This is a genomic window from Streptomyces aureoversilis (assembly GCF_042657885.1).
Lineage (GTDB): Bacteria > Actinomycetota > Actinomycetes > Streptomycetales > Streptomycetaceae > Streptomyces > Streptomyces aureoversilis.
Map to the genome: position 1 here is coordinate 253,803 of NZ_JBHSKJ010000006.1, position 25,968 is coordinate 279,770.

At 72.8% G+C, this 25,968-nt stretch carries 24 protein-coding genes and 1 riboswitch; of the genes, 14 read left to right on the top strand and 10 right to left on the bottom strand.

Annotated features, from left to right (window positions below):
* Positions 1-48: 48 nt before the first annotated feature.
* Genes ACFPP6_RS13165 through ACFPP6_RS13175 form a run of 3 tightly spaced genes read left to right on the top strand, consistent with a single transcriptional unit; the run spans position 49 to position 3,645 of the window.
* Positions 49-1,017 carry a MurR/RpiR family transcriptional regulator gene (locus tag ACFPP6_RS13165; RefSeq protein ID WP_382040676.1) on the top strand — a complete coding sequence of 323 codons (969 nt, stop codon included), beginning with the start codon at positions 49-51 and terminating at the stop codon, positions 1,015-1,017.
* 44 nt (positions 1,018-1,061) lie between these two features.
* A complete protein-coding gene (murQ, locus tag ACFPP6_RS13170; RefSeq protein WP_382040679.1) occupies positions 1,062-2,147 on the top strand; it encodes an N-acetylmuramic acid 6-phosphate etherase in 1,086 nt (361 codons plus the stop codon).
* A 7-nt stretch (positions 2,148-2,154) separates the two neighbouring features.
* Entirely contained in the window at positions 2,155-3,645 is a 1,491-nt protein-coding gene (locus ACFPP6_RS13175; RefSeq protein ID WP_382040682.1) for a PTS transporter subunit EIIC, read from the top strand.
* 90 nt (positions 3,646-3,735) lie between these two features.
* Here the strand turns inward: ACFPP6_RS13175 and groL are convergent, their stop codons facing one another.
* The 4 genes from groL to thrC form a co-directional block, all read right to left on the bottom strand.
* Positions 3,736-5,358 (bottom strand): chaperonin GroEL, encoded by a 1,623-nt coding sequence (gene groL, locus ACFPP6_RS13180; RefSeq protein WP_058045776.1) that lies wholly within the window; start codon positions 5,356-5,358, stop codon positions 3,736-3,738.
* A gap of 346 nt (positions 5,359-5,704) precedes the next feature.
* Complete coding sequence (locus ACFPP6_RS13185; RefSeq protein ID WP_030367227.1) at positions 5,705-5,911, bottom strand: cold-shock protein; 207 nt, start codon at positions 5,909-5,911, stop codon at positions 5,705-5,707.
* 423 nt (positions 5,912-6,334) lie between these two features.
* Positions 6,335-6,610: a ubiquitin-like small modifier protein 1 gene (locus ACFPP6_RS13190; RefSeq protein WP_382040685.1), complete on the bottom strand. Its 276-nt coding sequence runs from the start codon at positions 6,608-6,610 to the stop codon at positions 6,335-6,337.
* A gap of 76 nt (positions 6,611-6,686) precedes the next feature.
* Complete coding sequence (gene thrC / locus ACFPP6_RS13195) at positions 6,687-7,994, bottom strand: threonine synthase (protein ID WP_382040688.1); 1,308 nt, start codon at positions 7,992-7,994, stop codon at positions 6,687-6,689.
* Positions 7,988-8,131: riboswitch (SAM riboswitch) on the bottom strand. (Overlaps the previous gene by 7 nt.)
* Positions 8,132-8,319: 188 nt before the next feature.
* Between thrC and ACFPP6_RS13200 the strand changes: the two genes are divergently transcribed.
* The 3 genes from ACFPP6_RS13200 (at position 8,320) to ACFPP6_RS13210 (ending at position 11,792) form a co-directional block, all read left to right on the top strand.
* Positions 8,320-9,267: a glucosyl-3-phosphoglycerate synthase gene (locus ACFPP6_RS13200; protein ID WP_382040690.1), complete on the top strand. Its 948-nt coding sequence runs from the start codon at positions 8,320-8,322 to the stop codon at positions 9,265-9,267.
* A 41-nt stretch (positions 9,268-9,308) separates the two neighbouring features.
* Positions 9,309-10,790, top strand: a complete 1,482-nt coding sequence (locus tag ACFPP6_RS13205) for an alpha,alpha-trehalose-phosphate synthase (UDP-forming) (protein WP_382040693.1) — start codon at positions 9,309-9,311, stop codon at positions 10,788-10,790.
* Positions 10,791-10,889: 99 nt separating this feature from the next.
* Positions 10,890-11,792 (top strand): hypothetical protein, encoded by a 903-nt coding sequence (locus tag ACFPP6_RS13210; RefSeq protein ID WP_382040695.1) that lies wholly within the window; start codon positions 10,890-10,892, stop codon positions 11,790-11,792.
* A 60-nt stretch (positions 11,793-11,852) separates the two neighbouring features.
* Here the strand turns inward: ACFPP6_RS13210 and otsB are convergent, their stop codons facing one another.
* From otsB to ACFPP6_RS13225, 3 genes are read right to left on the bottom strand one after another with little or no spacing between them, the layout of a single operon-like run.
* Positions 11,853-12,704 carry a trehalose-phosphatase gene (otsB, locus tag ACFPP6_RS13215; RefSeq protein ID WP_382040698.1) on the bottom strand — a complete coding sequence of 284 codons (852 nt, stop codon included), beginning with the start codon at positions 12,702-12,704 and terminating at the stop codon, positions 11,853-11,855.
* Between the two features lie 31 nt (positions 12,705-12,735).
* Entirely contained in the window at positions 12,736-13,053 is a 318-nt protein-coding gene (locus ACFPP6_RS13220; protein WP_382040701.1) for a DUF3263 domain-containing protein, read from the bottom strand.
* Positions 13,054-13,062: 9 nt separating this feature from the next.
* Positions 13,063-14,346, bottom strand: coding sequence for an extracellular solute-binding protein (locus tag ACFPP6_RS13225; RefSeq protein WP_382040703.1), 1,284 nt, complete (start codon positions 14,344-14,346; stop codon positions 13,063-13,065).
* 186 nt (positions 14,347-14,532) lie between these two features.
* On the opposite strand from ACFPP6_RS13225, the gene ACFPP6_RS13230 reads away from it, so the two are divergent.
* The 5 genes from ACFPP6_RS13230 (at position 14,533) to ACFPP6_RS13250 (ending at position 20,169) form a co-directional block, all read left to right on the top strand.
* Positions 14,533-15,495, top strand: a complete 963-nt coding sequence (locus ACFPP6_RS13230; protein WP_382040706.1) for an SIS domain-containing protein — start codon at positions 14,533-14,535, stop codon at positions 15,493-15,495.
* Positions 15,496-16,125: 630 nt separating this feature from the next.
* The gene (locus tag ACFPP6_RS13235; protein WP_382040709.1) at positions 16,126-17,073 is read left to right on the top strand and encodes an ROK family protein; all 948 of its coding nucleotides are present in this window, start codon (positions 16,126-16,128) and stop codon (positions 17,071-17,073) included.
* Positions 17,073-18,218 carry an N-acetylglucosamine-6-phosphate deacetylase gene (gene nagA, locus ACFPP6_RS13240; protein WP_382040712.1) on the top strand — a complete coding sequence of 382 codons (1,146 nt, stop codon included), beginning with the start codon at positions 17,073-17,075 and terminating at the stop codon, positions 18,216-18,218. The genes ACFPP6_RS13235 and nagA overlap by 1 nt, the downstream gene beginning before the upstream one ends.
* Positions 18,219-18,366: 148 nt before the next feature.
* Entirely contained in the window at positions 18,367-19,299 is a 933-nt protein-coding gene (locus tag ACFPP6_RS13245) for a 1-phosphofructokinase family hexose kinase (RefSeq protein WP_382040714.1), read from the top strand.
* A gap of 42 nt (positions 19,300-19,341) precedes the next feature.
* Positions 19,342-20,169 carry a class II fructose-bisphosphate aldolase gene (locus ACFPP6_RS13250; protein ID WP_382040717.1) on the top strand — a complete coding sequence of 276 codons (828 nt, stop codon included), beginning with the start codon at positions 19,342-19,344 and terminating at the stop codon, positions 20,167-20,169.
* A gap of 2 nt (positions 20,170-20,171) precedes the next feature.
* Here the strand turns inward: ACFPP6_RS13250 and ACFPP6_RS13255 are convergent, their stop codons facing one another.
* Together ACFPP6_RS13255 and cdgB are read right to left on the bottom strand one after the other, a co-directional pair.
* Positions 20,172-21,110: a carbohydrate-binding protein gene (locus ACFPP6_RS13255; RefSeq protein WP_382040720.1), complete on the bottom strand. Its 939-nt coding sequence runs from the start codon at positions 21,108-21,110 to the stop codon at positions 20,172-20,174.
* A gap of 128 nt (positions 21,111-21,238) precedes the next feature.
* Positions 21,239-23,053 carry a diguanylate cyclase CdgB gene (gene cdgB, locus ACFPP6_RS13260; protein ID WP_382040723.1) on the bottom strand — a complete coding sequence of 605 codons (1,815 nt, stop codon included), beginning with the start codon at positions 23,051-23,053 and terminating at the stop codon, positions 21,239-21,241.
* A 340-nt stretch (positions 23,054-23,393) separates the two neighbouring features.
* On the opposite strand from cdgB, the gene ACFPP6_RS13265 reads away from it, so the two are divergent.
* Positions 23,394-23,945 (top strand): flavin reductase family protein, encoded by a 552-nt coding sequence (locus ACFPP6_RS13265; RefSeq protein ID WP_382040726.1) that lies wholly within the window; start codon positions 23,394-23,396, stop codon positions 23,943-23,945.
* Between the two features lie 77 nt (positions 23,946-24,022).
* Here the strand turns inward: ACFPP6_RS13265 and arfB are convergent, their stop codons facing one another.
* Positions 24,023-24,460 (bottom strand): alternative ribosome rescue aminoacyl-tRNA hydrolase ArfB, encoded by a 438-nt coding sequence (gene arfB / locus ACFPP6_RS13270; protein ID WP_168091617.1) that lies wholly within the window; start codon positions 24,458-24,460, stop codon positions 24,023-24,025.
* Positions 24,461-24,657: 197 nt separating this feature from the next.
* On the opposite strand from arfB, the gene ACFPP6_RS13275 reads away from it, so the two are divergent.
* Both ACFPP6_RS13275 and ACFPP6_RS13280 read left to right on the top strand, forming a co-directional pair.
* Positions 24,658-25,233, top strand: coding sequence for a TerD family protein (locus tag ACFPP6_RS13275; RefSeq protein ID WP_058045757.1), 576 nt, complete (start codon positions 24,658-24,660; stop codon positions 25,231-25,233).
* A 272-nt stretch (positions 25,234-25,505) separates the two neighbouring features.
* Entirely contained in the window at positions 25,506-25,706 is a 201-nt protein-coding gene (locus ACFPP6_RS13280; protein ID WP_168095827.1) for a hypothetical protein, read from the top strand.
* Positions 25,707-25,968: the final 262 nt, after the last annotated feature.

The following is a 25,968-nucleotide window of genomic DNA, read 5'->3' on the forward strand; positions in this document are numbered from 1 at the left end:
GGACAGGGGCGGTTGACGGCTCACCACCCTGAAAATACCTTTCAAAAGGTGAGCAGCAAACTGAAAGAAACTACCGGCGGCGACCGTGCGGTCCCCGCGCCGGCCGACGCCCCCGCCGCGCCGCCCGCCCGCGGCGCCCCCGCCCCCGGCGCCCTCGCCGCCAAGGTCCGCACGCTCGCCCCCTCCATGACCCGCTCGATGCAGCGCGTCGCCGAGACCGTGGCGAGCGACCCGGCGGGCTCCGCCGCCCTCACCGTCACCGGCCTCGCCGAGCGCACCGGCACGAGCGAGGCCACCGTCGTGCGCACCGCCCGCATCCTCGGCTATCCGGGCTACCGCGACCTGCGGCTCGCCCTCGCCGCGCTCGCCGCCGAGCAGGCGGCCGGCCGCGCCCCGGCCGTCACCGCCGACATCGCGGTCGACGACCCGCTGCCCGCCGTCGTCGCCAAGCTCGCCCAGGAGGAGGCGCAGTGCCTGGCGGACACCGCCGCCGCCCTCGACACCGCGCAGCTGGAGGCCGCGGTCGCGGCGCTCGCCGGGGCCCGGCGCATCGACGTCTACGGCATCGGCGCCTCCAACCTCGTCGGCCAGGACCTCGTCCAGAAGCTGCTCCGCATCGGCTTGATCGCCCACGCCCCCGCCGACCCGCACCTGGCCGTCACCAACGCCGTCCAGCTGCGCGCGGGCGACGTCGCCGTCGCCATCACCCACTCCGGCCGCACCACCGACGTCATCGAACCGCTGCGGGTCGCCTTCGAGCACGGCGCGACGACGCTCGCGATCACCGGCCGCCCGGAGGGCGAGATCGCCCAGTACGCGGACCACGTGCTCACCACCTCCTCCGCCCGGGAGAGCGAGCTGCGCCCCGCGGCCATGTCGAGCCGCACCAGTCAGCTCCTCGTGGTGGACTGCCTGTTCATCGGCGTCGCCCAGCGGACGTACGAGTCCGCGGCGCCGGCCCTGTCCGCCTCGTACGAAGCGCTCGCACACCGCCACGCCCCGCGCTCCACGCGCTGACCGAAGCCGGCCCGCCCGGCACGCATGGAAAGAGCCGTCCGCCCATGGCCTCTTCTTCTGCTTCGTCATCCGCATCAGCCGCGGCCGCCGCCGCTTCCCCCGCGCCGTCCGACCCGCCCGTGCCGTCCGGCCCGGCCACGGCATCCGGCACCCCCGCCCCGCCGGCCGCCTCCGCACCGGCCGGCGCCTCGCCGGACCCGGCATCGCGGGCGTGCAACGCCCTCCGTGGCGAGCTCGCCGCCCTCACCACCGAGGCCTTCCGCCCCGACCTCGCGGACATCGACCGGCTGCCCACCCTCGACATCGCCCGGATCATGAACGGCGAGGACGCCGGCGTCCCCGCCGCCGTCGCCGCCCGGCTGCCCGAGATCGCCGCCGCCATCGACGCCACCGCCGCCCGGATGGCCCGCGGCGGCCGGCTCGTCTACGCGGGCGCGGGCACCGCCGGCCGCCTCGGCGTGCTCGACGCCAGCGAGTGCCCGCCGACCTTCAACACCGACCCCTCGCAGGTCATGGGCGTGATCGCGGGCGGCGCGGCGGCGCTCGTCACCGCCGTCGAAGGCGCCGAGGACAGCCGGGAGCTGGCCGCGGGCGACCTGGCCGCCCTCGGTGTCGGCCCGGCCGACACCGTCGTCGGCGTCTCCGCCTCCGGCCGCACCCCCTACGCGGTCGGGGCCGTCGAGCACGCCCGCGCCGCCGGGGCGCTGACCATCGGCGTGTCCTGCAACGCCGGCTCGCCCCTCGGCCGGGCCGCCGACCACGCGATCGAGGTCGTCGTGGGCCCCGAGCTGCTCACCGGCTCGACCCGGCTGAAGGCCGGCACCGCCCAGAAGCTCGTCCTCAACATGCTCTCGACGATCACCATGATCCGGCTCGGCAAGACCTACGGGAACCTGATGGTCGACGTGCGGGCCACCAACGACAAGCTGCGCGCCCGCTCCCGGCGGATCGTCGCCCTGGCCACGGGCGCCTCCGAGCAGGAGACAGAGGCCGCGCTGACGGAGACCGGCGGAGAGGTGAAGCACGCCATCCTCGTCGTCCTGGGCGGCGTCGACGGGCGCACGGCCGCGCGCCTCCTGGACGAGTCGGGCGGTCACCTGCGCACGGCCCTGCGAACGGCACATGGGTAGCCGCACCATGGCACCGGACCCTCCGGACGCACCCGACGACGGCCCGAGAGGCGAGCGCGGCCGCGGCACCGGCGCGGCCGCGCTCCTGCCCCTCCTCGGCGGCGCCGGCAACCTCACGTCCGTCACGAACTGCATGACGCGGCTGCGGGTGACCGTCCGGGACCCGTCGGCCGTCCGGCGCGACGAACTGCGGGCCCTTCCGGGGGTGCTGGGCATCGTCGAGGACGGCACGGCCCTCCAGATCGTGCTCGGCCCGGGTGCGGTGGCCAAGGTCGCGCCGGAGCTCGCGCGGTACGTGGAGGCGGCCGGCGCGGAAGGTGCCGCCCCGGAGGCCGTCACCGCGGAAGCGCTGGCCGAGCGCGGCGCGGCGCTCCGGGCCGAGCGCAAGGCCCGCAACGCCACCCCGGCCAAGGAGTTCCTGCGCCGGATCGCCCAGATCTTCGTCCCGCTGATCCCCGCCCTGATCGGCTGCGGCATCGTGGCGGGCCTGGCCGGGCTGCTCGCCAACCTCCACTGGCTGCCCGCGCTGGCCCCCGCGCTGACCGCGTGCGCGTCGGGCTTCATGTCCCTGATCGCGGTCTTCGTCGGCTACAACACCGCCAAGGAGTTCGGCGGCACCCCGGTCCTGGGCGGGGCCGTCGCGGCGATCATCGTGTTCCCCGGCGTGGACCGGGTGACCGCGTTCGGCGAGAAGCTCGCACCCGGCCAGGGCGGGGTGCTCGGGGCGCTGGCCGCGGCCCTGCTCGCCGCGCACGTCGAACGGTGGTGCCGGCGCCGCGTCCCCGAGGCCCTGGACGTGCTGGTCACGCCGACGGTGACGGTCCTGGTCGCGGGCCTGGTCACGCTGTACGGGCTGATGTACGCGGCGGGCGAGGCCGCCACGGCCATCGGCCGCTTCGCCGACTGGCTGCTCGCGAACGGCGGGGCGGCGGCGGGCTTCGTCCTCGGCGGGCTGTTCCTGCCCCTGGTGATGCTGGGCCTGCACCAGGCCCTCATCCCCATCCACACGACCCTGATCCAGCAGCAGGGCCACACGGTGCTGCTGCCGATCCTCGCGATGGCGGGCGCCGGCCAGGTGGGCGCGGCCCTCGCCCTCTACGTCCGCCTGTCGCACAACGCCTCGGTGCGCCGGACGATCCGGTCCGCGATGCCGGCCGGGCTCCTGGGCATCGGCGAGCCCCTGATCTACGGCGTCTCCCTGCCGCTGGGCCGCCCGTTCGTCACCGCCTGCATCGGCGGCGCGTTCGGAGGAGCGTTCGTGGGACTGCTGGGGCAGCTGGGCGACACGGTCGGCTCGACGGCCATCGGCCCGTCGGGCTGGGCCCTGTTCCCGCTGCTGCAGGGCGGCCACGGCCCGGTCCGGGCGGTGACGGTCTACGGGGCGGGCCTGCTGGTGGGCTACGCGGCGGGATTCGCGGCGACGTACGCGTTCGGCCTGAGTCGCGAGTCGCTGCGCGAGCTGAACGCCGGTGGGGAAAAGAGCCCGTCCGGCGAGTGAGGACAAAGGCGGTACGCCCGAGGGCGGCACCCCCTTCGCAGGGAGTGCCGCCCTCGGCGTACAGCGTTCAGGACAAGTGATCCGTCAGGATCAGAAGTCCATGTCACCGCCCGGCATGCCGCCCGGAGCGGCCGCGGCGGCCTTCTCCGGCTTGTCGGCGATGACGGCCTCGGTGGTGAGGAAGAGCGCAGCGATGGACGCGGCGTTCTGCAGGGCGGAGCGGGTGACCTTGGCCGGGTCGATGATGCCCTCGGCGACCAGGTCGACGTACTCGCCCGTGGCGGCGTTGAGGCCGTGGCCCGGGGTCAGGTTGCGCACCTTCTCCACGACGACGCCACCCTCGAGACCGGCGTTGACCGCGATCTGCTTGAGCGGGGCCTCCAGGGCCAGCTTGACGGCGGCGGCACCGGTGGCCTCGTCGCCCTCGAGCTCCAGCTTCTCGAACACCTGGGAGGCCTGCAGCAGGGCCACGCCACCACCGGCGACGATGCCCTCCTCGACGGCCGCCTTCGCGTTGCGAACGGCGTCCTCGATGCGGTGCTTGCGCTCCTTGAGCTCGACCTCGGTCGCGGCACCGGCCTTGATGACGGCCACGCCGCCGGCCAGCTTCGCGAGGCGCTCCTGGAGCTTCTCGCGGTCGTAGTCCGAGTCGCTGTTCTCGATCTCGGCGCGGATCTGGTTGACGCGGCCCTGGACCTGGTCGCTGTCACCGGCACCGTCGACGATGGTCGTCTCGTCCTTGGTGATGACGACCTTGCGGGCGCGGCCGAGCAGGTCGAGACCGGCGTTCTCCAGCTTGAGGCCGACCTCCTCGGAGATGACGGTGCCACCGGTGAGGATGGCGATGTCACCGAGCATGGCCTTGCGGCGGTCGCCGAAGCCCGGGGCCTTGACGGCGACGGACTTGAAGGTGCCGCGGATCTTGTTCACGACGAGCGTGGACAGGGCCTCGCCCTCGACGTCCTCGGCGATGATCAGCAGCGGCTTGCCGGACTGCATGACCTTCTCCAGGAGCGGCAGCAGGTCCTTGACCGAGCCGATCTTGGAGTTGACGATCAGGATGTACGGGTCGTCGAGGGACGCCTCCATACGCTCCATGTCGGTGGCGAAGTACGCCGAGATGTAGCCCTTGTCGAAGCGCATACCCTCGGTGAGCTCCAGCTCCAGACCGAAGGTCTGGGACTCCTCGACGGTGATGACGCCTTCCTTGCCGACCTTGTCCATGGCCTCGGCGATGAGCTCGCCGATCTGGGTGTCGGCGGCGGAGATGGAGGCGGTGGAGGCGATCTGCTCCTTGGTCTCCACGTCCTTGGCCTGCTCGAGCAGGGCACCGGAGACGGCCTCGACGGCCTTCTCGATACCGCGCTTCAGCGCCATCGGGTTGGCACCCGCGGCGACGTTGCGCAGGCCCTCGCGGACCAGGGCCTGGGCCAGGACGGTCGCGGTCGTCGTGCCGTCACCGGCGACGTCGTCCGTCTTCTTCGCGACCTCCTTGACCAGCTCGGCGCCGATCTTCTCGTACGGGTCCTCGAGCTCGATCTCCTTGGCGATGGAGACACCATCGTTGGTGATCGTGGGGGCGCCCCACTTCTTCTCGAGGACGACGTTGCGGCCCTTGGGGCCGAGGGTGACCTTGACGGCGTCGGCGAGCTGGTTCATCCCGCGCTCGAGACCGCGCCGTGCCTCCTCGTCGAACGCGATGATCTTGGCCATGTGAAGTGGTCCTCCCAGGACGGGGTGGAGACTGCTCCGGACCGCACTGGCGCCCGCGACGGACGGCCTGCGTACCCTGCGGTTCCTTGCCCCGCCTGGCCCGCGGACCTCACCGACGGTCCAAATCTGTCACTCTCACTCGGAGAGTGCTAAGCCCAATGATTAGCACTCGACCAGGGAGAGTGCAAGCGCCTCGGGGGGACAGTCACGCCCACGAGGCGCCGGGAGCAGGGGCCCCAGGCAGCCGTACCCACCCCACGCGCCCCGCACACGCGCGAGGGGCTCGCACCCCGTCGGGTGCGAGCCCCTCTGCAAACCGAGCGAGCCGGTGGTCGATGCGCCGCGATCAGACCTGCTGCAGCTTCACCATGTCCGCCTGCGGCCCCTTCTGGCCCTGCGAGATCTCGAACTCGACCCGCTGACCCTCCTCGAGGGTGCGGTAGCCGTCCATCTGAATCGCGCTGTAGTGGACGAATACATCCGCACCACCGTCGACCGCGATGAAGCCGTAGCCCTTCTCCGCGTTGAACCACTTGACGGTGCCCTGAGCCATGCCTAACTCCCCTATTACTGGCCCTTGCGCAGGACCGCACTTCGCGGACCCGGGTCAGACCTCACCCCCTGGCAGCCCAGTGGGTGTGCGCCGGAACGCGTCGACCGCGGCTGAATGTATCTGCACGGATGCCGTCTGCAACAGGTCACTCGGACGAGAATTCCGGGCATGGCCGATCGAGAAAATCGGCTGAACTCCGGGTATTTCAGGGCAAGTCGGGCCGGGTATAACGCAACCAACCCGGCATTTCGTGCACACACTTCGCGCACAACTTGACGGGTTCTCATATGCGTTCGGCACTGACGCCGGGCGGGGATCGCCTCAACTGTATCGCGCTCAACAGGCGGAATCGCCCCGTCCGCTTTACGGACGGGGCGATTCCGGGGACGTCGTGCGGCAATAACGGAAGAACCCTGTGAAACCTCAGCCGCCCGCGACGGCCGGGATGACGGAGACGGCGGAGCCGTCGGGGGTGGGCGTCTGCAGCCCCTGCTCGAAGCGGACGTCGTCGTCGTTGACGTAGACGTTCACGAACCGCCGCAACTTGCCGGCGTCGTCGAGCACGCGGGCGGCGATGCCGGTGTGGTTCTCCTCCAGGGACCGGAGGACATCGGCAAGGGTCGCACCTTCGGCGGAGACCTCGGCCTTCCCGCCGGTGTAGGTGCGGAGGATGGTGGGGATGCGAACAGTAACGCTCATGGGAAAACCTTCCAGAGAGGTTGTGGGCAGTCGTTCCGTAGGGGCGGAACGGGTGGGCACAACCGGCCCGCAGATGTCAGACGGCAGCAAGACCAGCGGCGCGGAACGCTTCCAACGACGGCCGGATCGTCGCCGTGGGCCCGGCCGCAACGGCGTCGAGGGTCTTCAGCCCGTCGCCCGTATTGAGCACGACGGTCGTGAGCGACGGGTCCAGCAGCCCGCTCTCGATCAGCTTCCGCGTCACGCCGACCGTCACCCCACCCGCCGTCTCGGCAAAAATCCCCTCGGTCCGGGCGAGCAGCCGAATCGCATCGACGATCTCCGGATCGCTCACGTCCTCCACCGCCCCGCCCGTCCGCCGCGCGATGTCCAGCACGTACGGCCCGTCGGCCGGGTTGCCGATGGCGAGGGACTTCGCGATCGTGTCCGGCTTCACCGGCCGCACCACGTCGTGCCCGTCCTTGAACGCGCGGGCGACCGGCGAGCAGCCCTCCGCCTGCGCTCCGAAGATCTTGTACGGGCGGTCCTCGACGAGCCCCAGCGCGACGAGCTCCTTCAGCCCCTTGTCGATCTTCGTGAGCTGCGAGCCCGAGGCGATCGGCACGACGATCTGGTCCGGCAGCCGCCAGCCCAGCTGCTCGCAGATCTCGTAGGCGAGCGTCTTGGACCCTTCGCCGTAGTACGGCCGGAGGTTGACGTTGACGAAGCCCCAGCCCTCCCCCAGCGGGTCGCCGATCAGTTCGCTGCAGAAGCGGTTGACGTCGTCGTACGTGCCCTCGATGCCGACGAGGTCGCCGCCGTAGACCGCGGCCATGACGACCTTCCCGGCCTCCAGGTCGTGCGGGATGAAGACGCACGACTTGAACCCGGCCCGGGCGGCCGCGGCCCCGACCGCACCCGCCAGGTTCCCGGTCGAGGAGCACGACAGCGTCGTGAAGCCGAAGGCGCGGGCGGCCTCGACCGCGATCGCGACGACCCGGTCCTTGAAGGAGTGCGTCGGGTTGCCGGAGTCGTCCTTGACGTACAGGCCGCCCGTCACACCCAGCTCGCGGGCGAGGTTGTCCGCCTTGACGAGCTTGGTGAGGCCGGGGTTGAGGCTGGGCTTGCCCGCGACGTCGGCGGGGACGGGCAGCAGGGGGGCGTAGCGCCAGATGTTCGCGGGGCCGCCCTCGATGCGCTTGCGCAAGGCCTCGGGGTCGCCGGCCGGCAGCTCGTAGGCGACTTCGAGGGGGCCGAAGCACAGGGCGCAGGCGAAGATGGGACCGAGGTCGAAGCGCTCTCCGCACTCGCGGCAGGAGAGTGCCGCGGCGGGTCCGAGGTCCACAGAAGTGGTAGAGGGTTCAACAGACTGCACAGCCATGGAGGCGAGGCCCTTTCTCCTCATCTTCCTCGCGGCGTACGTCGCCACGAGACGGAATTGGCACCTTCCCCGCCGGGAGCCTCGCCGCGTGAACGGTGAGACCGGCTGGAGGGTTGCCGGGGCTTCAACGGGCCGTGTCCCTCTGCCCCTCTGGATGAGCGGTATGGCACTGGGCGTGGCCCAGGCGTTTGTGCACGCGACGACCCCCGACATAGGACGGCGGTCCGCGTTGTTCAAGACTGTAACGGAAGGGACGGCCCGTTGAGAGGGGCGTCCGCACCGCGAGATGCATCACAGAACGCGTCACAGAACGCGTCGCACAACGTCCGTGAGACAGGGAGTCGTACACGTGCTGGAAGAGGTGGAGCGCTGGCTGGCCGAGCGGTCCTGGTCCGCTGCCGATCGTCCGCTCGACGTGCTTCTGGCCGCCAAACGGGACTCCGGCACCACGGTGAGCGTCGTCCTGCCGGCGCTGAACGAGGAACCGACGGTCGGCACCATCGTGGCGACGATCCGCCGCGAGCTGATGTCGGCCGCGGTGCCGCTGGTGGACGAGCTGGTGGTGGTCGACTCGGGCTCCACGGACCGCACGGCCGAGGTCGCCGCGGCGGCCGGGGCGCGCGTGGTGCACCGGGACGAGGTGCTGCCGAGCCTGCCCGCGCTGCCGGGCAAGGGCGAGGTGCTGTGGCGCTCCCTGCTGGCGACGACCGGCGACATCGTCTGCTTCGTGGACGCCGACCTGCGCGAGTTCTCGGCGGACTTCGTGTCGGGGATCGTGGGCCCGCTGCTGACCGACCCGGGCGTGCACTTCGTCAAGGCGATGTACGACCGCCCGCTGGGCGAGGCCGTCGGCCAGGGCGGCCGGGTGACCGAGCTCGTGGCCCGTCCCCTGCTGAACCTGCACTGGCCGCAGCTGGCCGGTTTCGTGCAGCCGCTCGGCGGCGAGTACGCGGCCCGCCGTTCCCTGCTGGAGCAGCTGCCGTTCCCCGTCGGCTACGGCGTGGAGCTGGGCCTTCTGGTGGACGCGCTGCACACGGTCGGGCTGGGGGCGCTGGCCCAGGTGGACGTGGGCGTGCGCAAGCACCGCCACCAGGACGGGCGGGCGCTGGGCCGGATGGCCGCCGCCATCTACCGCACCGCGCAGCTCCGGCTGGCCCGGGGGCACCTGGTGCGACCTGCGCTGACGCAGTTCGAACGAACCCCGGAGGGCTTCGTTCCGCGGACGTACGCGGTGGACACGGAGGAGCGGCCGCCGATGGCCGGAATACCCGAGTACGCACAGCGGCACGCCGCGTAAGCGTACGTTTGAGCGGTTCTTCCCGTGGCAAGGCTGGCCACATGGTCGCTGAGCACGTGCCCACCGCATCGATCGCCGCCGCGCCGATCGTCGTCGCCTCCAACCGCGGACCGGTCTCGTACCGGCGCAGCGAGGACGGCACCCTCGTGGCCGGGCGCGGCGGCGGCGGGCTGGTCTCCGGGCTCAGCTCGATACAGCGCGACGCCGAGGGCGGGGCAGCGGTGTGGGTGTGCGCGGCCCTGGGCGAGGGCGACCGCGAGGCGGCCCGCGCCGCCGGCCGAAGACTCGCCACGGGCGACACCGGCGGCCATCAGGTGCGGATGCTCGACATCCCGCCGGACACCTTCGCCGCCGCGTACAACGGCATCGCCAACTCCGTGCTGTGGTTCGTGCACCACATGCTCTACCAGACGCCCCTGGAGCCCTCCTTCGACCGGGACTTCCGTGTGCAGTGGGCGGCCTACGAGGAGTACAACGCGGCGTTCGCGGACGCCGTCGCCGAGGAGGCCGCGCAGGGCGCCGCGGTGCTCGTCCAGGACTATCACCTGGCGCTCGTGCCGGGCCTGCTCCGGGCGCGCCGCCCCGACCTGCGCATCGGCCACTTCTCGCACACCCCGTGGGCCCCGCCGGACTACTTCCGGATGCTGCCGGACGACGTGGCCGGGCAGTTGCTGCGCGGTGTGCTCGGCGGCGACCGGGCCGGCTTCCTGACCCTGCGCTGGGCCGAGGCCTTCGCCGCGTGCTGCGCGGACGTGCTGGGCGCGGAGGTCGTGCGGGACGGCGAGGGGCGCGCCGCCGGGGTGCGCTTCGAGGGGCGGACGACGCGGCTGGGCGTGCACGGCCTCGGCGCCGACGGGGACTTCCTGCGCGAGCGGGCGCACCGGGCGGACGTGGAGGAGCGCATGGCGGCGCTCCGGTCGCAGATCGGCCCGGGCCGCAGGGCGATCGTGCGCGTGGACCGCACGGAGCTGTCCAAGAACATCGTGCGCGGGCTGTACGCGTACCGGCGGCTGCTGGAGGATCACCCGCAGTGGCGCGGCAAGGTCGTGCACGTCGCCTTCGCCTACCCCTCCCGGCAGGACCTCGCCGTCTACCGCGACTACACCGCCGAGGTGGAGCGGGTCGCCCGCGGGATCAACGCCGAGTTCGGCACGGAGGGCTGGGAGCCGGTCGCCCTGCACGTCAAGGACGACTTCGCGCGCTCGCTGGCCGCGTACCGGCTCGCGGACGTGGCCCTGGTCAACCCCATCCGGGACGGGATGAACCTGGTCGCCAAGGAGGTGCCGGTGGTCTCCGACCACGGGTGCGCGCTGGTGCTCTCGCGCGAGGCGGGGGCGGCGGCCGAGCTGGGCGACGAGGCGATCACCGTCAACCCGTACGACGTGGAGGCCACGGCCCGCGCGCTGCACCTGGCGCTGCTGATGGACCCCGGGGAGCGGGCGGAGCGCACCAAGCGGCTGGCCGCGGCGGCGACGGCGCTGCCGCCGGCCCGGTGGTTCACGGACCAGTTGCGGGCGCTGTGACGCGCCGGAGTGCGGGCCGCACGCTTCCGGGCCCCGTCTGAGCGGCCCGCGCTTCGGCGCCCCGGGCTGCCCGCATCCGGGCACGGGTAGCCATGGCGCATGTCGAATGTCCCACGTTGGGCCGTGCTTGCCACGGCGTGCGCCGCCGCCCTGACCGCGGTCGCCGGCTGCTCCTCGGACTCCTCCAAGAACGACGACGGCAAGCAGACGGGGGCGAAGGGGACCTCCGCGGCGCCGTCCGGCTCGTCGGCCGACCCGTCGGCGAACCCTTCGTCCGGCTCGTCGGCGAACCCGTCGGCCAACCCGTCGGCCTCCTCCGCGGCTTCCGCCTCCTCCGGCGGCGCGCCGTCGGGCTCGCCGCGCACCGGTTCGCCGCCCTCCCGCTCGGCACCCGCGGGCTCGGCACCGGCCGGGTCCCCGCTCCCGTCCCTGCCGAGCGGCTCCATACCGGTCGGCCCCGGGCCGCAGGCGTCCTACGCCGTCCAGCAGCAGCCCGCCGCCGGCAGCTGCCACTACCGCTTCACCCCCGCCAAGGAGCCGCTCCCCGACCCCGCGTGCACCCCCGGAGCGACCAACCCGAAGGTCACCCCGGCCACGCTCAAGACGACGATCTGCCGCAGCGGCTACACCGCCGGCATCCGGCCGCCCACGAGCGTCACCAGCCGCCAGAAGGCCGCCAACGCCGCCGCGTACGGCTACAAGGGGCCGCTGGGCGACGCCGAGTACGCCCACCTGATCGGCCTGCAGCTCGGGGGCGACCCCAACGACTCGCGCAACCTGTGGGTCGTGCCGCCCTCCCCCGGCCGCAAGGCGGTGAAGGGCGCCGGCAACCCCAAGGACGTGGTGGAGAGCCGGCTCAAGGACGCCGTCTGCTCGGGCAAGGCCGACCTGGTCAAGGCCCAGCAGGCCGTCGCACGCGACTGGACGACGGCGCTCGACGTCCTCGGCGTCCCGGGCAAGCCCGCCAAGGGCGGGACGGCGAGCCTCCCGGACGACGGCTGAGCGGACGACGGCGGCTGAGCGGACGACGAGGGCCGAGCGGACGACGGCCGGACGGGCGGGTCACTCCGCTGCGGAGGCCAGGCGGTCGGCGAGGGCCGTGAGCAGCTCCACGACCCCGCCCGGGCCGTCGACGACCAGGTCGGCACGGTCCGCGAGCTCGGCGACCTCGGAGCTTCCGCTGCACACCAGCAGGCCCGGGAGGCCCTCGGAGCGCAGCTCCTCCACGGCCGCGAAGGCGGCCAGGTCTCCGAGGTCGTCACCGGCGTAGAGGACACAGCCCGCGCCGCTCTCGCGCACGTACGAGGCGAGGGCGGCGCCCTTGTCGACGCCCGGCGGCCGCAGTTCCAGCACGAGCCTGCCGGGCTCGACGATCAGCCCGTGCCGCCCGGCGAGGGCGGACAGGGGCTCGCGCAGGGCGTCGAAGGCGGCTTGCGGGTGGGCGGTGCGCCGGGTGTGGACGGCGAGGGCCCGGCCCTTGTCCTCGATCCAGGTGCCCCGGCCGAAGCCCGAGCCCGCCACGATCCCCGGCAGCTCCGCCCGGGTGGCCGCGACGCCGGGCGGAGGGGCGTCGGCGGTCACGGCGCCGGTCGCCGCGTCCCAGCGCTCGGCGCCGTACTGCCCGAGGACCACGAGCCGCTCCAGTCCCGCGGCCCCGGCGAAGCCCCCGTAGCGCACCGCGACCTCGGCCGGGCGGCCGGTGATCACAGCGACCGAGCCGAGCCGGGGGGCGAGCCGGGCCAGCGCGGGCACGGCGCCCGGGTGCGCCCGGGCCCGCTCGGGGTCGGGGACGATCTCGGCGAGCGTCCCGTCGAAGTCGAGCGCGACGACCGCGCGTTGCGGACCGGCCAGGAGGGCGGCGAGGCCGTCGCGGCCGGCGGGGGTGACGGGGACGGGGAGGGAGGGGCTGCCCATGGGGCCGACCCTACTGGCTGGGCACCGCCGGCTACCGGCGTTCGCGGCGGGCGTCCCGGATGCGCCGCAGCCGGTTGACGGTGACCGGATCGTGGGCGAGGGCCCGCGGGTCGTCCAGGAGGGCGTTGAGCAGCTGGTAGTAGCGGGTCGGGGTCATCCCGAGCCGCTCCCGCACGGCGCGCTCCTTGGCGCCGGGCCCGGAGAAGGCCCGGCGTTCCAGGGCGAGCACGGCGAGGTCGAGCTCGGAGAGCCCGCGCTCCGGGAGCGCCTGCCCGGGGAGGTCCCCCTCGGAGGGCTCCCGCTCCGGGAGATCCCTTCCCGAGGGCTCGCCGGGCTGTTCGTCGCTCACGCCGCCAGCCTACTTGGCGTGGCCGGCCAGCTCCGTGGCGTCGGCCTCGCGCTGGATCTCACCGAGGACGCTCGCGGGGTCGCCGCCCTTGACGACCACCGAGCCGATCTTCTCCTTGAAGGCCTTGCTGACCTTCGCCCAGGAGGTCTTGTCGACGGGGTAGAACTCGGCGTTCTCCAGCTGGTCCAGGAACGGCTTGAGGTGCTTCTTGCGGGTGTCGCCGGCCATCTGCTCGGAGGCGCTGGTGGTCACCGGCAGCAGGTCGTACTGGTTGGTGAAGCCGAGGACGTTCTTGGTGGTGTAGACGAAGTCGAGGAAGCGGCCGATCTCCTCGCGGTGGCCGTTCGCCTTGAACGCCATGATCCAGTCGGCGACGCCCATGGTGGACTTGGCCTTGCCGCCCTTGCCGGGCAGCGGCGCGGTCCCGTACTTGATGCCCTTGGCCTCGGCCTGCTTCATCAGCGTGGGGTGGCCGTTGAGCATGCCGACCTCGCCGCGGCAGAAGGCGTCGAAGACGTTCTGGCGGTTGGTGCGGGAGGGGTCGAGGGAGCCGGTGAGGCCCTTGCCGACGAGCTCGTCGCGCAGCCACTCGAACGTCTTGACGTTCTCGTCGGAATTGATGGTGTACGTGCCGTTGTGGTCGGTGTAGCCGCTGCCGCCGCTGAGCATCCACATCATGGTCTCGGCGGGCGCCTCCTCGGGGCCGAGCGGCAGCCCGTAGGGAACCTTGACCCCCGCGGTCTGGAGCTTCTTGGCCGCGGCCTGAAGCTCGTCCCAGCTCTCGGGGGCCTTGGCTATGCCGGCCTTGGCGAAGAGGGTCTTGTTGTAGAAGAGCAGCCGGGTGCTGGAGACGAACGGCAGGCCGTACTGCACGCGGGCCACCTCGCCCGCGCGGGCGATCTGGGCGATGATGTCGGCCTGGGTGGGGATGGTCAGCAGCTGGTCGGCGCTGTAGAGCTTGCCGGCGGCGGCGAAGTCGGCGTACGCGCCGATCTGCGCGACGTCCGGGGCCTTGCCGGCCGCCACCATCTCGGCGACCTTCTTGTCGACCTCGGTCCAGCTCAGGACCGAGACGTCGACCTTGACGCCCTTGTTCTCGGCCTCGAAGGCGCGGGCGAGTTCGTCCCAGTACTTCTGGGAGTTGTTCGCCTCGCTGTCACCGTAGTCGGCCGCGACGACGCGCAGCGTCTTGCTGCCGGAGCCACCGTCGCTCCCGCACGCCGTCAGCGCGGGCGCCAACGCCGCCGTGGCGGCACCTGCCGCCGTCAGACCCAAGAAACGCCGCCGCTGCACTGCTGCTTCCCACCTTCGTGGTTTGTGATCGTCCTGATCGTCCGCTGAAGACCGTAAGAACCGTGAGTTTCCCCCGCGGGCCACCATACGGTCCAGCCGACTCCGGTTTCGCTTCGGTATCGCCCTTCCCGTGGGGGGCGGGGGCTGCTATGCACGGAGATCACCGGTGGAAGGAGAAGAAAGCGCATGTCCGAGCCCTCTCTCACGCCCTCTCTCACCTCTGCGGAGATCACCACTCAGCCCGCCTGCTGGCGGCGCGCGGCCGAGGCCGAGGCCGCGGCTTCGGCCTCGGCCTCGGCCTCGGCCGGCACGACGGGCCTTCCACGCCCCGGGGAGCGGGTGGCCGTGACCGGCTGCGGCACCTCGTGGTTCATGGCCCAGGCGTACGCGGCGCTGCGGGAGGCGTCGGGGCAGGGGGAGACGGACGCCTTCCCGGCGTCGGAGTTCCCGGTGATGCGGACGTACGACCGGCTCGTGGTGATCACGCGGTCGGGGACGACGACGGAGGTGCTCGACCTGATCGAGGAGGTGCGCGAGCGCTGGGAGGTCTTCGCGCTGACGGCCGACCCGGCGTCGCCGGTGGTGCGCGGGGCCGACGAGACGGCGGTGCTGGACTGGGCGGACGAGGAATCGGTGGTCCAGACGCGCTTCGCGACGACGGCGCTGGCGTACCTGCGAGCGGGCCTGGAGGCGAGCGGCGCGCTGCCGGCGGGGGTGAAGGGCATGGCGGAGGCGGCGACGGACGCGGAGACGGCGCTGCAGGACCCGCTGCCTGCGGAGGTGGTGGCGGCCGGTCAGTGGACGTTCCTGGGCGCAGGCTGGACGTACGGCCTCGCGCAGGAGGCGGCGCTGAAGATGCGGGAGGCGGCGGGCGCGTGGACGGAGGCGTACCCGGCGATGGAGTACCGCCACGGCCCGATGGCGATCACGGCCCCGGGCCGCGTGGCCTGGCTCCTGGGCACCGCCCCGGCGGGCCTGGAGACGGACATCTCCCGCACGGGCGGCACCCTCGTGGCGGACGGCGCCCGCCTGGACCCGATGGCGGACCTGATCCGCGCCCAGCGCCTGGCGGTCGCGGTGGCGGAGTCCCGCAACCTGAACCCGGACACCCCGAAGAACCTGACAAGAAGCGTGATCCTGCACGGCTGACCTGCCCCGACCCGACCTGTCCGCCGGGCGGGCACTCCCCCGGGCCGCCACGGCGCACAACCACCAACAACCTGACGGCGGCGCCGAGCCAACCTGATCCGCGCCCGGCACCGCCGACCAGGACTATCAGGACCACAGAGGCTGATCACCACTGCGGCGGATTCACGGGCGCGGATGCCCCCTGCAGCCGGGCAAGCCCCTCCGGCGGTGCCGAGCCGCCCCCGAGGCATGCCCGGCACCGCCGACCAGGACCGTAGAGGCTGATCAGCGCCGCGGCGGATTCATGGCCGCAGGCACGCTCGCAGCCGGCGAGGCCCTCCCCCCTCCGCCGCGAGGGCGCGCAACCACCACCGAGGCACCCGGCGGCGGATCCGTATGGGCAAGCCCCCGCTTTCTCCCCGCCGGGCAGCCGATTGCCCCCGCGCCGCGACGGCGCGCAACCCCCGACAAGCCCTCCGGCGGTGCCGAGCCGTGAGTCACTCGGGCGGGCACGGCCCCACCCCACGCCGCCGTGTCGGATTCACGCCGCCCGGCGCGTAGGGCCACGCACCCCCCGCCGGAGGCGGGGAAACACCCACCCACGGGCGAGTGGACTAGACCTTTCGTACGCGGACACGCGACACTGTCCCCGTGAGACACGTCATCGCGCTCGACGTAGGCGGCACCGCCATCAAGGCCGCCCTGATCGGCCCGGACCACGAACTGCTGCACGAGGCCCGCCGCCCGACCGGCCGCGACCGCGGTCCGGACGCCGTCATAACCGGCATCCTGGACTTCGCCGCCGAGCTCGCGGCCACCGGCGAGGCCGCCTTCGGCGAGCCCGCGGCCGCGGCGGGCATCGCCGTGCCCGGCATCGTGGACGCCGGCGCCGGCACCGCCGTCTACGCCGCCAACCTCGGCTGGCGCGACGTCCCGCTGCGCGATCTGCTGAGCCGCCGCCTGGGCGGCACCCCCGTGGCCCTCGGCCACGACGTGCGTACCGGCGGCCTCGCCGAGGGCCGCATCGGCGCGGGCGAGGGCACGGACCGCTTCCTGTTCGTCGCCCTCGGCACCGGCATCGCCGGCGCCATCGGCGTCGAGGGCCGCATCGAGGCCGGCGCCCACGGCGGCGCGGGCGAGATCGGCCACGTCCGCGTACGCCCCGGCCCGGACGCCCGGCCGTGCGGCTGCGGCGGCCGCGGCTGCCTGGAGACCCTCGCGTCCGCCGCCGCGGTCAGCCGCGCCTGGGCGGAGGCGAGCGGCGACCCGGACGCCGACGCCGCGGACTGCGCGCGCGCCGTCGACGCCGGCGACCCGCGCGCCCGCGCCGTCTGGCAGGAGGCCGTCGGCGCCCTCGCGGACGGCCTCGTCGTCGCCCACACCCTGCTGGACCCGCGCACGCTGATCGTCGGCGGCGGCCTCGCCGAGGCCGGCGAGACCCTCTTCGCCCCGCTGCGCGCGGCGATCGCGGAGCGCATCACGTTCCAGCAGCTCCCCCGCATCGTCCCGGCGGCCCTCGGCGACGCCGCCGGCTGCCTGGGCGCGGGCCTGCTCGCCTGGGACCTGCTCACCACCCACCTCACGGAGGTTTCCGCCTGATGGTCGAACGAACGGTTCTCGCCGGCGCCCGCGTGGTGCTGCCGACCGGCGTGGTCGAGGACGGGCGGGTGACGGTCGAGGGCCGGCGGATCGCCGCGAACGAGAGCGGCGAGCAGGCCACGCTCGACCTCCCGGGCCACTGGATCGTCCCCGGCTTCGTGGACATGCACGTCCACGGCGGCGGCGGCGCGTCCTTCTCGGCGGGCGACCCCGAGGAGGCCCTGACCGCGATCCGTACGCACCGCGCGCACGGCACCACGACCATGGTCGCCTCCACCGTCACCGGCGACCTGGACGACCTCGCCCGGCAGGCGGCCGTCCTCTCCGAGCTGACCGAGCAGGGCGACCTGGCGGGCATCCACTTCGAGGGCCCGTTCATCTCCCCGCACCGCTGCGGCGCCCACCAGCCGGAGCTGCTGCGCGACCCGCAGCCGGCGGACGTCCGCAAGCTGGTCGACGCGGCGCGCGGCGCGGCCCGCATGATGACGCTGGCCCCGGAGCTGGCGGGCGGCCTCGACTCCGTCCGGCTGCTCGCCGAGCACGGCGTCGTCGCCGCCGTCGGCCACACGGACTCGTCCTACGAGGCGACCCTGGACGCCATCGAGGCGGGCGCGACCGTCGCCACGCACCTCTTCAACGCGATGCCGTCCCTGATGCACCGCGCCCCCGGCCCGATCGCGGCCCTCCTGGAGGACGAGCGGGTCACCGTCGAGCTGATCAACGACGGCACGCACCTGCACCCCGCCGTCCTGGAGCTGGCGTTCGCCCGCGCCGGCGCGGACCGCGTCGCGTTCATCACCGACGCGATGGGCGCGGCCGGCATGAGCGACGGCATGTACCCGCTCGGCCCGATGAGCGTGGAGGTCAAGGACGGCGTGGCCCGTATCGCCGACGGGCCGACGGCGGGTTCGATCGCGGGCTCGACGCTGACCCTGGACACGGCGTTCAAGCGCGCGGTGACCATCGACAAGCTGACGGTGGGCCAGGCGGTACGGGCCCTGTCGGCGAACCCGGCGCGGCTGCTGGGCGTGGCCGACCGGGTCGGCTCCCTGGAGCCCGGCAAGGATGCGGATCTGGTCGTTTTCGACGCCTCGTACGACCTGGTGGGCGTCATGCGCAAGGGCGAATGGGTGGTCAGGCCCTAAGTGCACTGATTTCTCCCGCCCTTGACGCACGGTCGCACTCCGGCCGGAACAGCGGCGGCAGCCCCGAGGTCTGGGCCTGCCGCCGCTGTTTTGGCATGATCGCTCGCGGTCGACGGTCCGGTTCATTGGTCAAGGGAGGGAGACGCCGGTGATCCTCACGGTCACGCTCAACGCCGCGCTCGATCTGACCTATCGCGTGCCGCGGCTGCAGCCGCACGCGTCGCACCACGTCACGGCCGCGGCCGAACGGGCCGGCGGCAAGGGCGTCAACGTGGCCCGCGTCCTCGCCGCCCTCGGTCACACCACGGTGGTCACGGGCTTCGCGGGCGGCACGACGGGCGAGACCCTGCGCCGCCGCCTCGCCGAGGACACCCCCGGCGGCGGGGCGGAGCTCGTCGACTCCCTCGTCCCCATCCTCGGCACCACGCGCCGCACGGTCGCCGTCGTGGACGCCTCCACCGGCGACACCACCCAGCTCAACGAGACCGGACCGGACGTCACCACCGAGGAGTGGGCGGCGTTCACGGACGCCTACACGCGCCTGCTGCGCGAGGCGCGCGCCGTCGCCCTGTGCGGGAGCCTGCCGCCGGGCGTGCCCGTCGGGGCGTACGCCCACCTCGTCCGGCAGGCGCGCGCCGCCCGCGTCCCCGTCCTGCTGGACACCAGCGGCGAACCGCTGCGCCGCGGCATCGCCGCCCGCCCCGACCTGGTCACCCCCAACACGGCCGAACTCGCGGCCCTCACCGGCTCCACGGAGCCCCTCCGCGCGGCCCTGGACGCCCGCCGCCGCGGCGCCCACGCCATCGCCGCGACGCTCGGCCCGGAGGGCGTGCTCGCCGTGACCCCCGACGGCCGCTGGCACGCGGCCCCGCCCCACCGCCTCACCGGCAACCCGACCGGCGCCGGCGACTCCGCCGCGGCCGGCCTCCTGTCGGCCCTCGTCGAAGGCCTCCCCTGGCCGGACCGCCTGACCCGGGCCGTGGCCCTGGCCGCGGCCACCGTAAAGGCCCCCACGGCAGGCGAATTCGACCCCGCGACGTACGAGGACGTGCTGCCGCACGTGAAGGTCACGACGGCCTGAACCCGCCCCCGAGGGGGCGCCCCGACGGAAGGACCACCGGCCATGCCACTCGTCCACACCAGGGAACTCATCACCGCAGGCCGCGCCCTGTGCGCTTTCAACGTCATCACGGTCGAACACGCGGAAGCCGTCGCGGCGGGCGCCGAAGCCGCGGACCGCCCCGCCGTCCTGCAGATCTCGGAGAACGCCGTCAAGTTCCACGGCGGCCTGCTGGGCCCCATCGCCGCCGCGACGGCAGCGGTGGCGACCGCCTCCTCGGCACGCCTGTCCCTCCACCTGGACCACGTGGAGGACGAGGCGCTCCTGCGCCAGGCGCACGCCCACGGCTTCAGCTCGGTGATGTTCGACGCCTCGAAGCGCCCGTACGGAGACAACGTCAAAGCGACGGCTGAAGCGGCCCGTTGGGGCCACGAACGCGACATCTGGGTAGAGGCGGAACTGGGCCGCGTAGGCGGAAAGGCGGGCGACGCGCACACTCCGGGCGTACGCACGGACCCGGCGGAAGCGGCGGCCTACGTGGCGGATACGAACGTCGACGCCCTGGCCGTGGCAGTGGGCAGCACGCACGCGATGACGGAACGCACGGCAACCCTGGACCACACCCTGATCGCGTCCCTGCGCGCCGCCGTCCCCGTCCCCCTGGTCCTCCACGGCTCGTCAGGCGTCCCGGACCCGGAACTCCGCAGGGCGGTCGCCGCCGGAATGACGAAAATCAACGTGGGCACGGCCCTGAACAAGGCCTGCACAGGCGCAATCCGCGCCTTCCTGGAGGCCCACCCCTCCACCACGGACCCGCGCAAGTACCTGACCCCTGCGCGGGCTGCGATGACGGAGACGGTCGCGGGATTCCTCCGGACCGTCTCCGGGTGAGGTCACGCGCCGCCGGGCTGCAGCCAGACCTGGTCGATGTGCACGTCGCACTTGTTGCCCTGCTCGCAGGACATCTTGATGGTGTTCTTTCCCGGCTTGAGAGTGACCTGGGTCCAGGAGTTCACCCAGAAGTTCACCCACTCACCGGGCTTGGCATTGCCGAAGTTCTTCATCTTTATGGGATAGGAGGCCGTCGCGCCATTGGTGGCGACCGAAAGGTCGTTGTCCGTGCCGGGCACTCCGTAGGTGGCGTACAGCCGGTAGTCGCCACCGCTGGGGACGTCCACCTCCCACTCGATGCCGGCACCCACCTGGTTGATGCCTACGTACGCACCGTTCTCGGCCTTGGCGCCGTGCACTTCGTGCGACGTGGTGGCGCTGCCGACCAGCCTCAGGCTCGACGCGTCCCGCTTGAGCTTCCCGACCGCCGACGGGTTGTCCGGCTCCTTCTTCTTCTCCGGGTCCTTGGACGGCTTCTTCTTGTCCTCGTCCTGCGGCTGCTTCTGGTCGCCCCCGGCGGACGCCTGAGTGTTCGTGTCGTCACTCGTGCCGCTGTTGTTCATCATCGCGACGCCGATGCCGCCCGCCACCACCGCGACGACGGCTATGGCCGCCACCAGCAGACCGGTCCGCTTCGGCCGGGAGCCGCCGCCGTGGCCGTGGCCGCCGTGGGACGCCGGCTGGCGCGGGACGCCGCCCGCCAGGGTCTCCGGCGCCGCGTAGTGCGGCGACGGCTGCTGAGCGTGCGGCGGCTGCGGCTGGCGCGGGCCGTACTGGCGTGAACCGACCGTCCGTACCTGGTTGTACGAAGTGCGGGGGACGCCCGGCTGCGGCGCGGCCGGGGCGTTGTCGTGAGGCCCCTCGCCGCCCTCCGAGCGGTACAGGTGCGCGAACGGGTCGTCGTTCTCCGGCGTACCCGTGCCGTTATTACCGGCCGTCATCCCCTGTCACTCCCAACCTGTGGGCCCATCGCCCACTGGCCAAATCTTTGCGTTCGATTTCACGGTAGGCGGCGGTGCCGCGTTGGCGCAGCCTACCGCGACGCGGCGACACCTCGCGGTGCGTGGCCTCAGCCCGCCCGCCGACCTGCCTTGGCGCGTGACCGTTTTTCGACGTACATGCGCTGGTCGGCGGAGTGCAGCACCTCGTCGGCGGACATGCCGCAGCCTGCCCAGCCGATGCCGAAACTCGCGCCTACCCGGACCGCCCGGCCGTCAACCCTTATCGGCGGGACGATGGCGCTGCGCAGCCGTACGGCGAGATCCTCCGCGTCGGCCTGGGCGAGGCCGTCCGCGAGGACGACGAATTCGTCGCCGCCGAGGCGGGCGACCGTGTCGCCTTCGCGCACGCCGTTGCTGAGCCTGCGGGCGACCTCTATGAGGACGGCGTCGCCCGTGTGGTGCCCGAAGCGGTCGTTGATCGCCTTGAAGCCGTCGAGGTCGCAGAAGAGCACCGCCAGGCCCTTGGTCCCGTCGTCCTCCCCGTCCTCGGGCGGGGCTATGGCGTGGACATGCCCGGGGTAGGCGCCGTCGTGCTCGCCGCAGCCGATCTCGTCGGGGGCGTAGTCGGGCCCGCAGTCCGGCGCGTGCTCGGGGCCGAGCTCGGAGCCGAAGCCGTGCGCGTACGGCCCGGCCTGCCCGGACCCGTACGCGCCGCCCCCGGCCATGCCTGCCATCCCGGCCGCGCCCACGCCCGCGCCCGCGGCCGCCGCCGCCCCGTCCACGCCCTCCACCTCGGCGAAGCCGTCGAGACAGCCGTAGGGCGCGGCCACGGCGGCCGCGTGCGGCTCGCTGCCGGGCGTGCGGTTGCACAGCCGGCTGCTGAGCCGGGCCCGCAGCTCGGCGCTGTTGGGCAGGCCGGTCAGCGAGTCGTGGCTGGCGCGGTGGGCGAGCTGCAGCTCGTGCCGCTTGCGCTCCTCGATGTCCTCGACGTGGGTGAGCAGGAAGCGCGGCCCGTCGGCGGCGTCGGCCACGACGGAGTTGCGCAGCGAGACCCACACGTAGGTGCCGTCGCGGCGCGCGAGCCGCAGCTCGGCGCGGCCGCCCTCGGCGGAGGTGCGCAGGAGCGTGCCGATGTCCTCCGGGTGGACGAGGTCGGAGAACGAATAGCGGCGCATCTGGGACGCCGAGCGGCCGAGGAGGCGGCACAAGGCGTCGTTGGTGCGGTGCAGGCGGCCGTGCTGGTCGCCGCCCATCTCGGCGATGGCCATGCCGCTCGGCGCGTACTCGAAGGCCTGGCGGAAGCTTTCCTCACTGGCGCGCAGGGCCTGCTGCTCCCGCTCCAGGCGCACGAGGGCGCGCTGCATGTTGGCCCGCAGGCGGGCGTTGCTGATCGCGATGGCGGCCTGGAAGGCGTACATCTGCAGCGCCTCGCGGCCCCAGGCGCCGGGCCGGCGGCCGTTGCGCGGCTTGTCGACGGAGATCACGCCGAGGAGCTCCCCGCCTGCGGCGCCCGCGGTGTACATGGGGGCGAAGAGGCGGTCCATGGGGTGCCACTCGTCCGGGAAGCGGGGCGCCGGGCCGGCCGTGTGCCACTGGGGCACGTCGTCGTTGTCGAGGACCCAGCCCTCGGTGTACGGGATGAAGCGCAGCGAGCCCCACTGGTCGGCCATGGCCAGGCGCCGCTCCCAGGAGACGCGCGAGCCGACCCGCCCGGCCAGCAGCGCTTCGGCGCCGGCGCTGCCGGCGACGGCCGCGACGACGAGGTCACCGTCGGGCCGTACGAGATTGACGGCTGAGAGCTCGTACCCCAGCCCGGTGACGATGCCGTCCGCGACGGTCTGCAAGGTGTCCGCGAGGCTTCGCGCCGTGTTCAGATCGGCCACCACCTGATGCAGCCCGCGCAAGGTGGCCAGGCGGACATACGGCTCCGACTCGGTCTCCATCTTCGCTCTCCCCCGAGACCTCGACAGCAACTCCAGGCTTCTTGTCGTCCGTTTACCACGGCCACTGAATCACAGCGAGCTGACCACTCGGTACACAGGGTCAACAATTACAGCCCTCTGTGACTCATGTCACAATGCGTGATGAGGTCCCGCTACTGGCGGGGTTAGAAGCTCTTATGCTTCCTGAACGCAAATCCGGAACGGCGTGAACACTCATCCGGACGCCTTCCCGAACCGATGCGGACAACTTTCGGAACCGTTCCGGCACCCTTCCGACCTAGGACCCGCCTGGTCCTGCAGCCCGATGCGAGGGCGCTACGGGCGGACTAGCGTGCACAGCGTGTTGCAGACGACCCCGCCCTACGAGACCGCCATAGCCCATTCTGAAGGGGTGAGCGCCGATGAGTTCCGTGCCGCCCTCGCCCGCCTCGCCGCCGGCGTGGTGCTGGTGACCGCACACGACCCGGAGCACGGTCCGCGCGGCGAGGACGTCGGAATGACGGCGACCGCCTTCCTGTCCGTCTCGCTCGAGCCACCTCTCGTCATGGTGAGCGTTCGCAACGATTCCCGTATGGACGACCTCCTGGAGCGGCAGCCGCTGTGGGCGGTGTCCGTCCTCTCCGAGAGCCAGCGGCACATCGCCGGACGCTTCGCGATGAAGGGACGGATCAGCGACCGGCTGCTCTTCGAGGACATCCCTTACGCGTCCGGGACGGCGACCGGCGCGCCGCTCGTAGGGGGCGCGCTGTCGACGCTGGAGTGCCGGACGGAGCAGCGGGTGACGGCCGGGGACCACACGCTGGTGATCGGCAGGGTGCTCACGGCGACGGCGCCGACGACGGAGGGCGGCCCGCTGATGTACTTCAAGGGGAAGTACCGGCAGCTGGGGTGAGGCGGGGGCGGGACGGGGGCGCGCCCCCTCAGGCCCAGCCCTCGGATCCAGCGCTCTCCAGTCCTCAAGCCCAGCTCTCAGGTCCAGTCCTTACCGGTGCGCCCGCGCTTGGTCTCAGCGCGCTGCTTCTTCTGCCGCAGCCGCCGCTCGTTGATGCCGCGCGGGATCTTCGTGGCGCGCCGGGGGCGGGGCGGCGGGGCGCTCGCCTCGGCGAGCAGCGAGGCGAGCCGGACGGCGGCGGTCTCGCGGTTGCGCCACTGAGAGCGGTGCTCCGAGGCGCGCACGACCACGACGCCGCCGACGAGGCGGCCGGCGAGCTTGGCCAGCGCGCGTTCCTTCCAGACCTCGGGCAGCGCCTCCGTGCGGGCGAGGTCGAACCGCAGCTCGACCTGGCTGTCGCTCGTATTGACGTGCTGGCCGCCGGGGCCGGAGGAACGGGAGAAACGCCACTGGAGCTCGGCCTCCGGCAGGGAGACCGAGCCGCGGATGACGTAGGGGCCGGACATGCCCCCCATGATCCCGCGTGGCGCGGGCGGGCGTCACCTCGTTTTGCGCCGCCCTCGACGCGCGTCGGCATCAGGGATTGGCAAAGAAAGTAAAAGCGTGTGGAACCCTGGGGTCCCCCGAGGGCGTTAACAAGGGTGAAGGTGACCCGCGGGCCCGCGGTGCGCTGGAGAACCGACGCAGACTTGACCAGAAAGGGACAATTCCCATGGCTGTAAGCCTGTCCAAGGGCGGCAACGTCTCCCTCACCAAGGAGGCCCCGGGCCTGACGGCCGTCACGGTCGGCCTCGGCTGGGACGTCCGCACCACCACCGGCACGGACTTCGACCTCGACGCGAGCGCGATCGCCGTGAACCCCACGGGCAAGGTCTACTCCGACGCCCACTTCGTCTTCTTCAACAACAAGTCCACCCCGGACCAGTCGATCGTCCACACCGGCGACAACGTCACGGGCGCCGGCGAGGGCGACGACGAGCAGATCAACGTCAACCTGGCCGCCCTCCCGGCCGACGTCGAGAAGATCGTCTTCCCGGTCTCCATCTACGACGCGGTGGCCCGCAGCCAGAACTTCGGCCAGGTCCGCAACGCCTACATCCGCATCATCAACCAGGCCGGCGGCGCCGAGCTCGCCCGCTACGACCTGAGCGAGGACGCCGCCACCGAGACCGCCATGGTCTTCGGCGAGCTCTACCGCAACGGCTCGGACTGGAAGTTCCGCGCGGTCGGCCAGGGCTACGCCTCGGGCCTGCAGGGCATCGCGCAGGACTTCGGCGTCAACGTCTGACGAAGGCCGCAGTGAGGGGCCGCCCCGGGACACGGGGCGGCCCTCGCCTGTGCCCCCGCCCGGGCCCGAGCCCGTGCCCCGGCCTGTGCCCGGTGCGCGGCTGGCAGCCCCCTCAGCCTGGGTAGAACCAAGAGGAAGCGGCCCGCCATACCACACAGCCGACCGGTTGCGCACGCTCCGTAACCAGTGGCTGAGCAGCGGAGTTGGGGTTCACCGGGGCGGGTACGTAGTTACCCAAGGAGGGGCACCCGTGGAGACAGGACGAACGCACCATGGACGACGGCGACTCACTCGAACGCATTCTCGCCGCAGTGATCGGCGACCGGGACCGCGAGCCCGAGCTGTGCCCGGAGTGCGGGCGCCCGCTGCGGGTGATCGTCGTGGCGGAGAACCCCGGCGACGCCACGTCGCCGGCGATCGTGCGAGGGGTCTGCCCCGCGTGCCCCAAGGGGCTGGGGGCCGCGGCCCCTTGAAGCACCTGGCGCTGGCCTGCCCCAACTGCCAGAACATGATGCAGCAGATGGGCAACGGCGTGTACAAGTGCTGGAGCTGCGGATATACGAGCACCGGCTGATCCCGGCCGTGCCCCGACCGAGTCCCACCTGAGTCCCGGCCGCACCCCGGCCGAGCCCCGCCTGATCCCCGGCCGAGCCCGGGCCGGCCCCGCCGCCGGGCGGCGCACGGCCCCTCCACCCGGTCCGGCGGACCGCGGACCCGTACGCCGTCCGGTGGCCC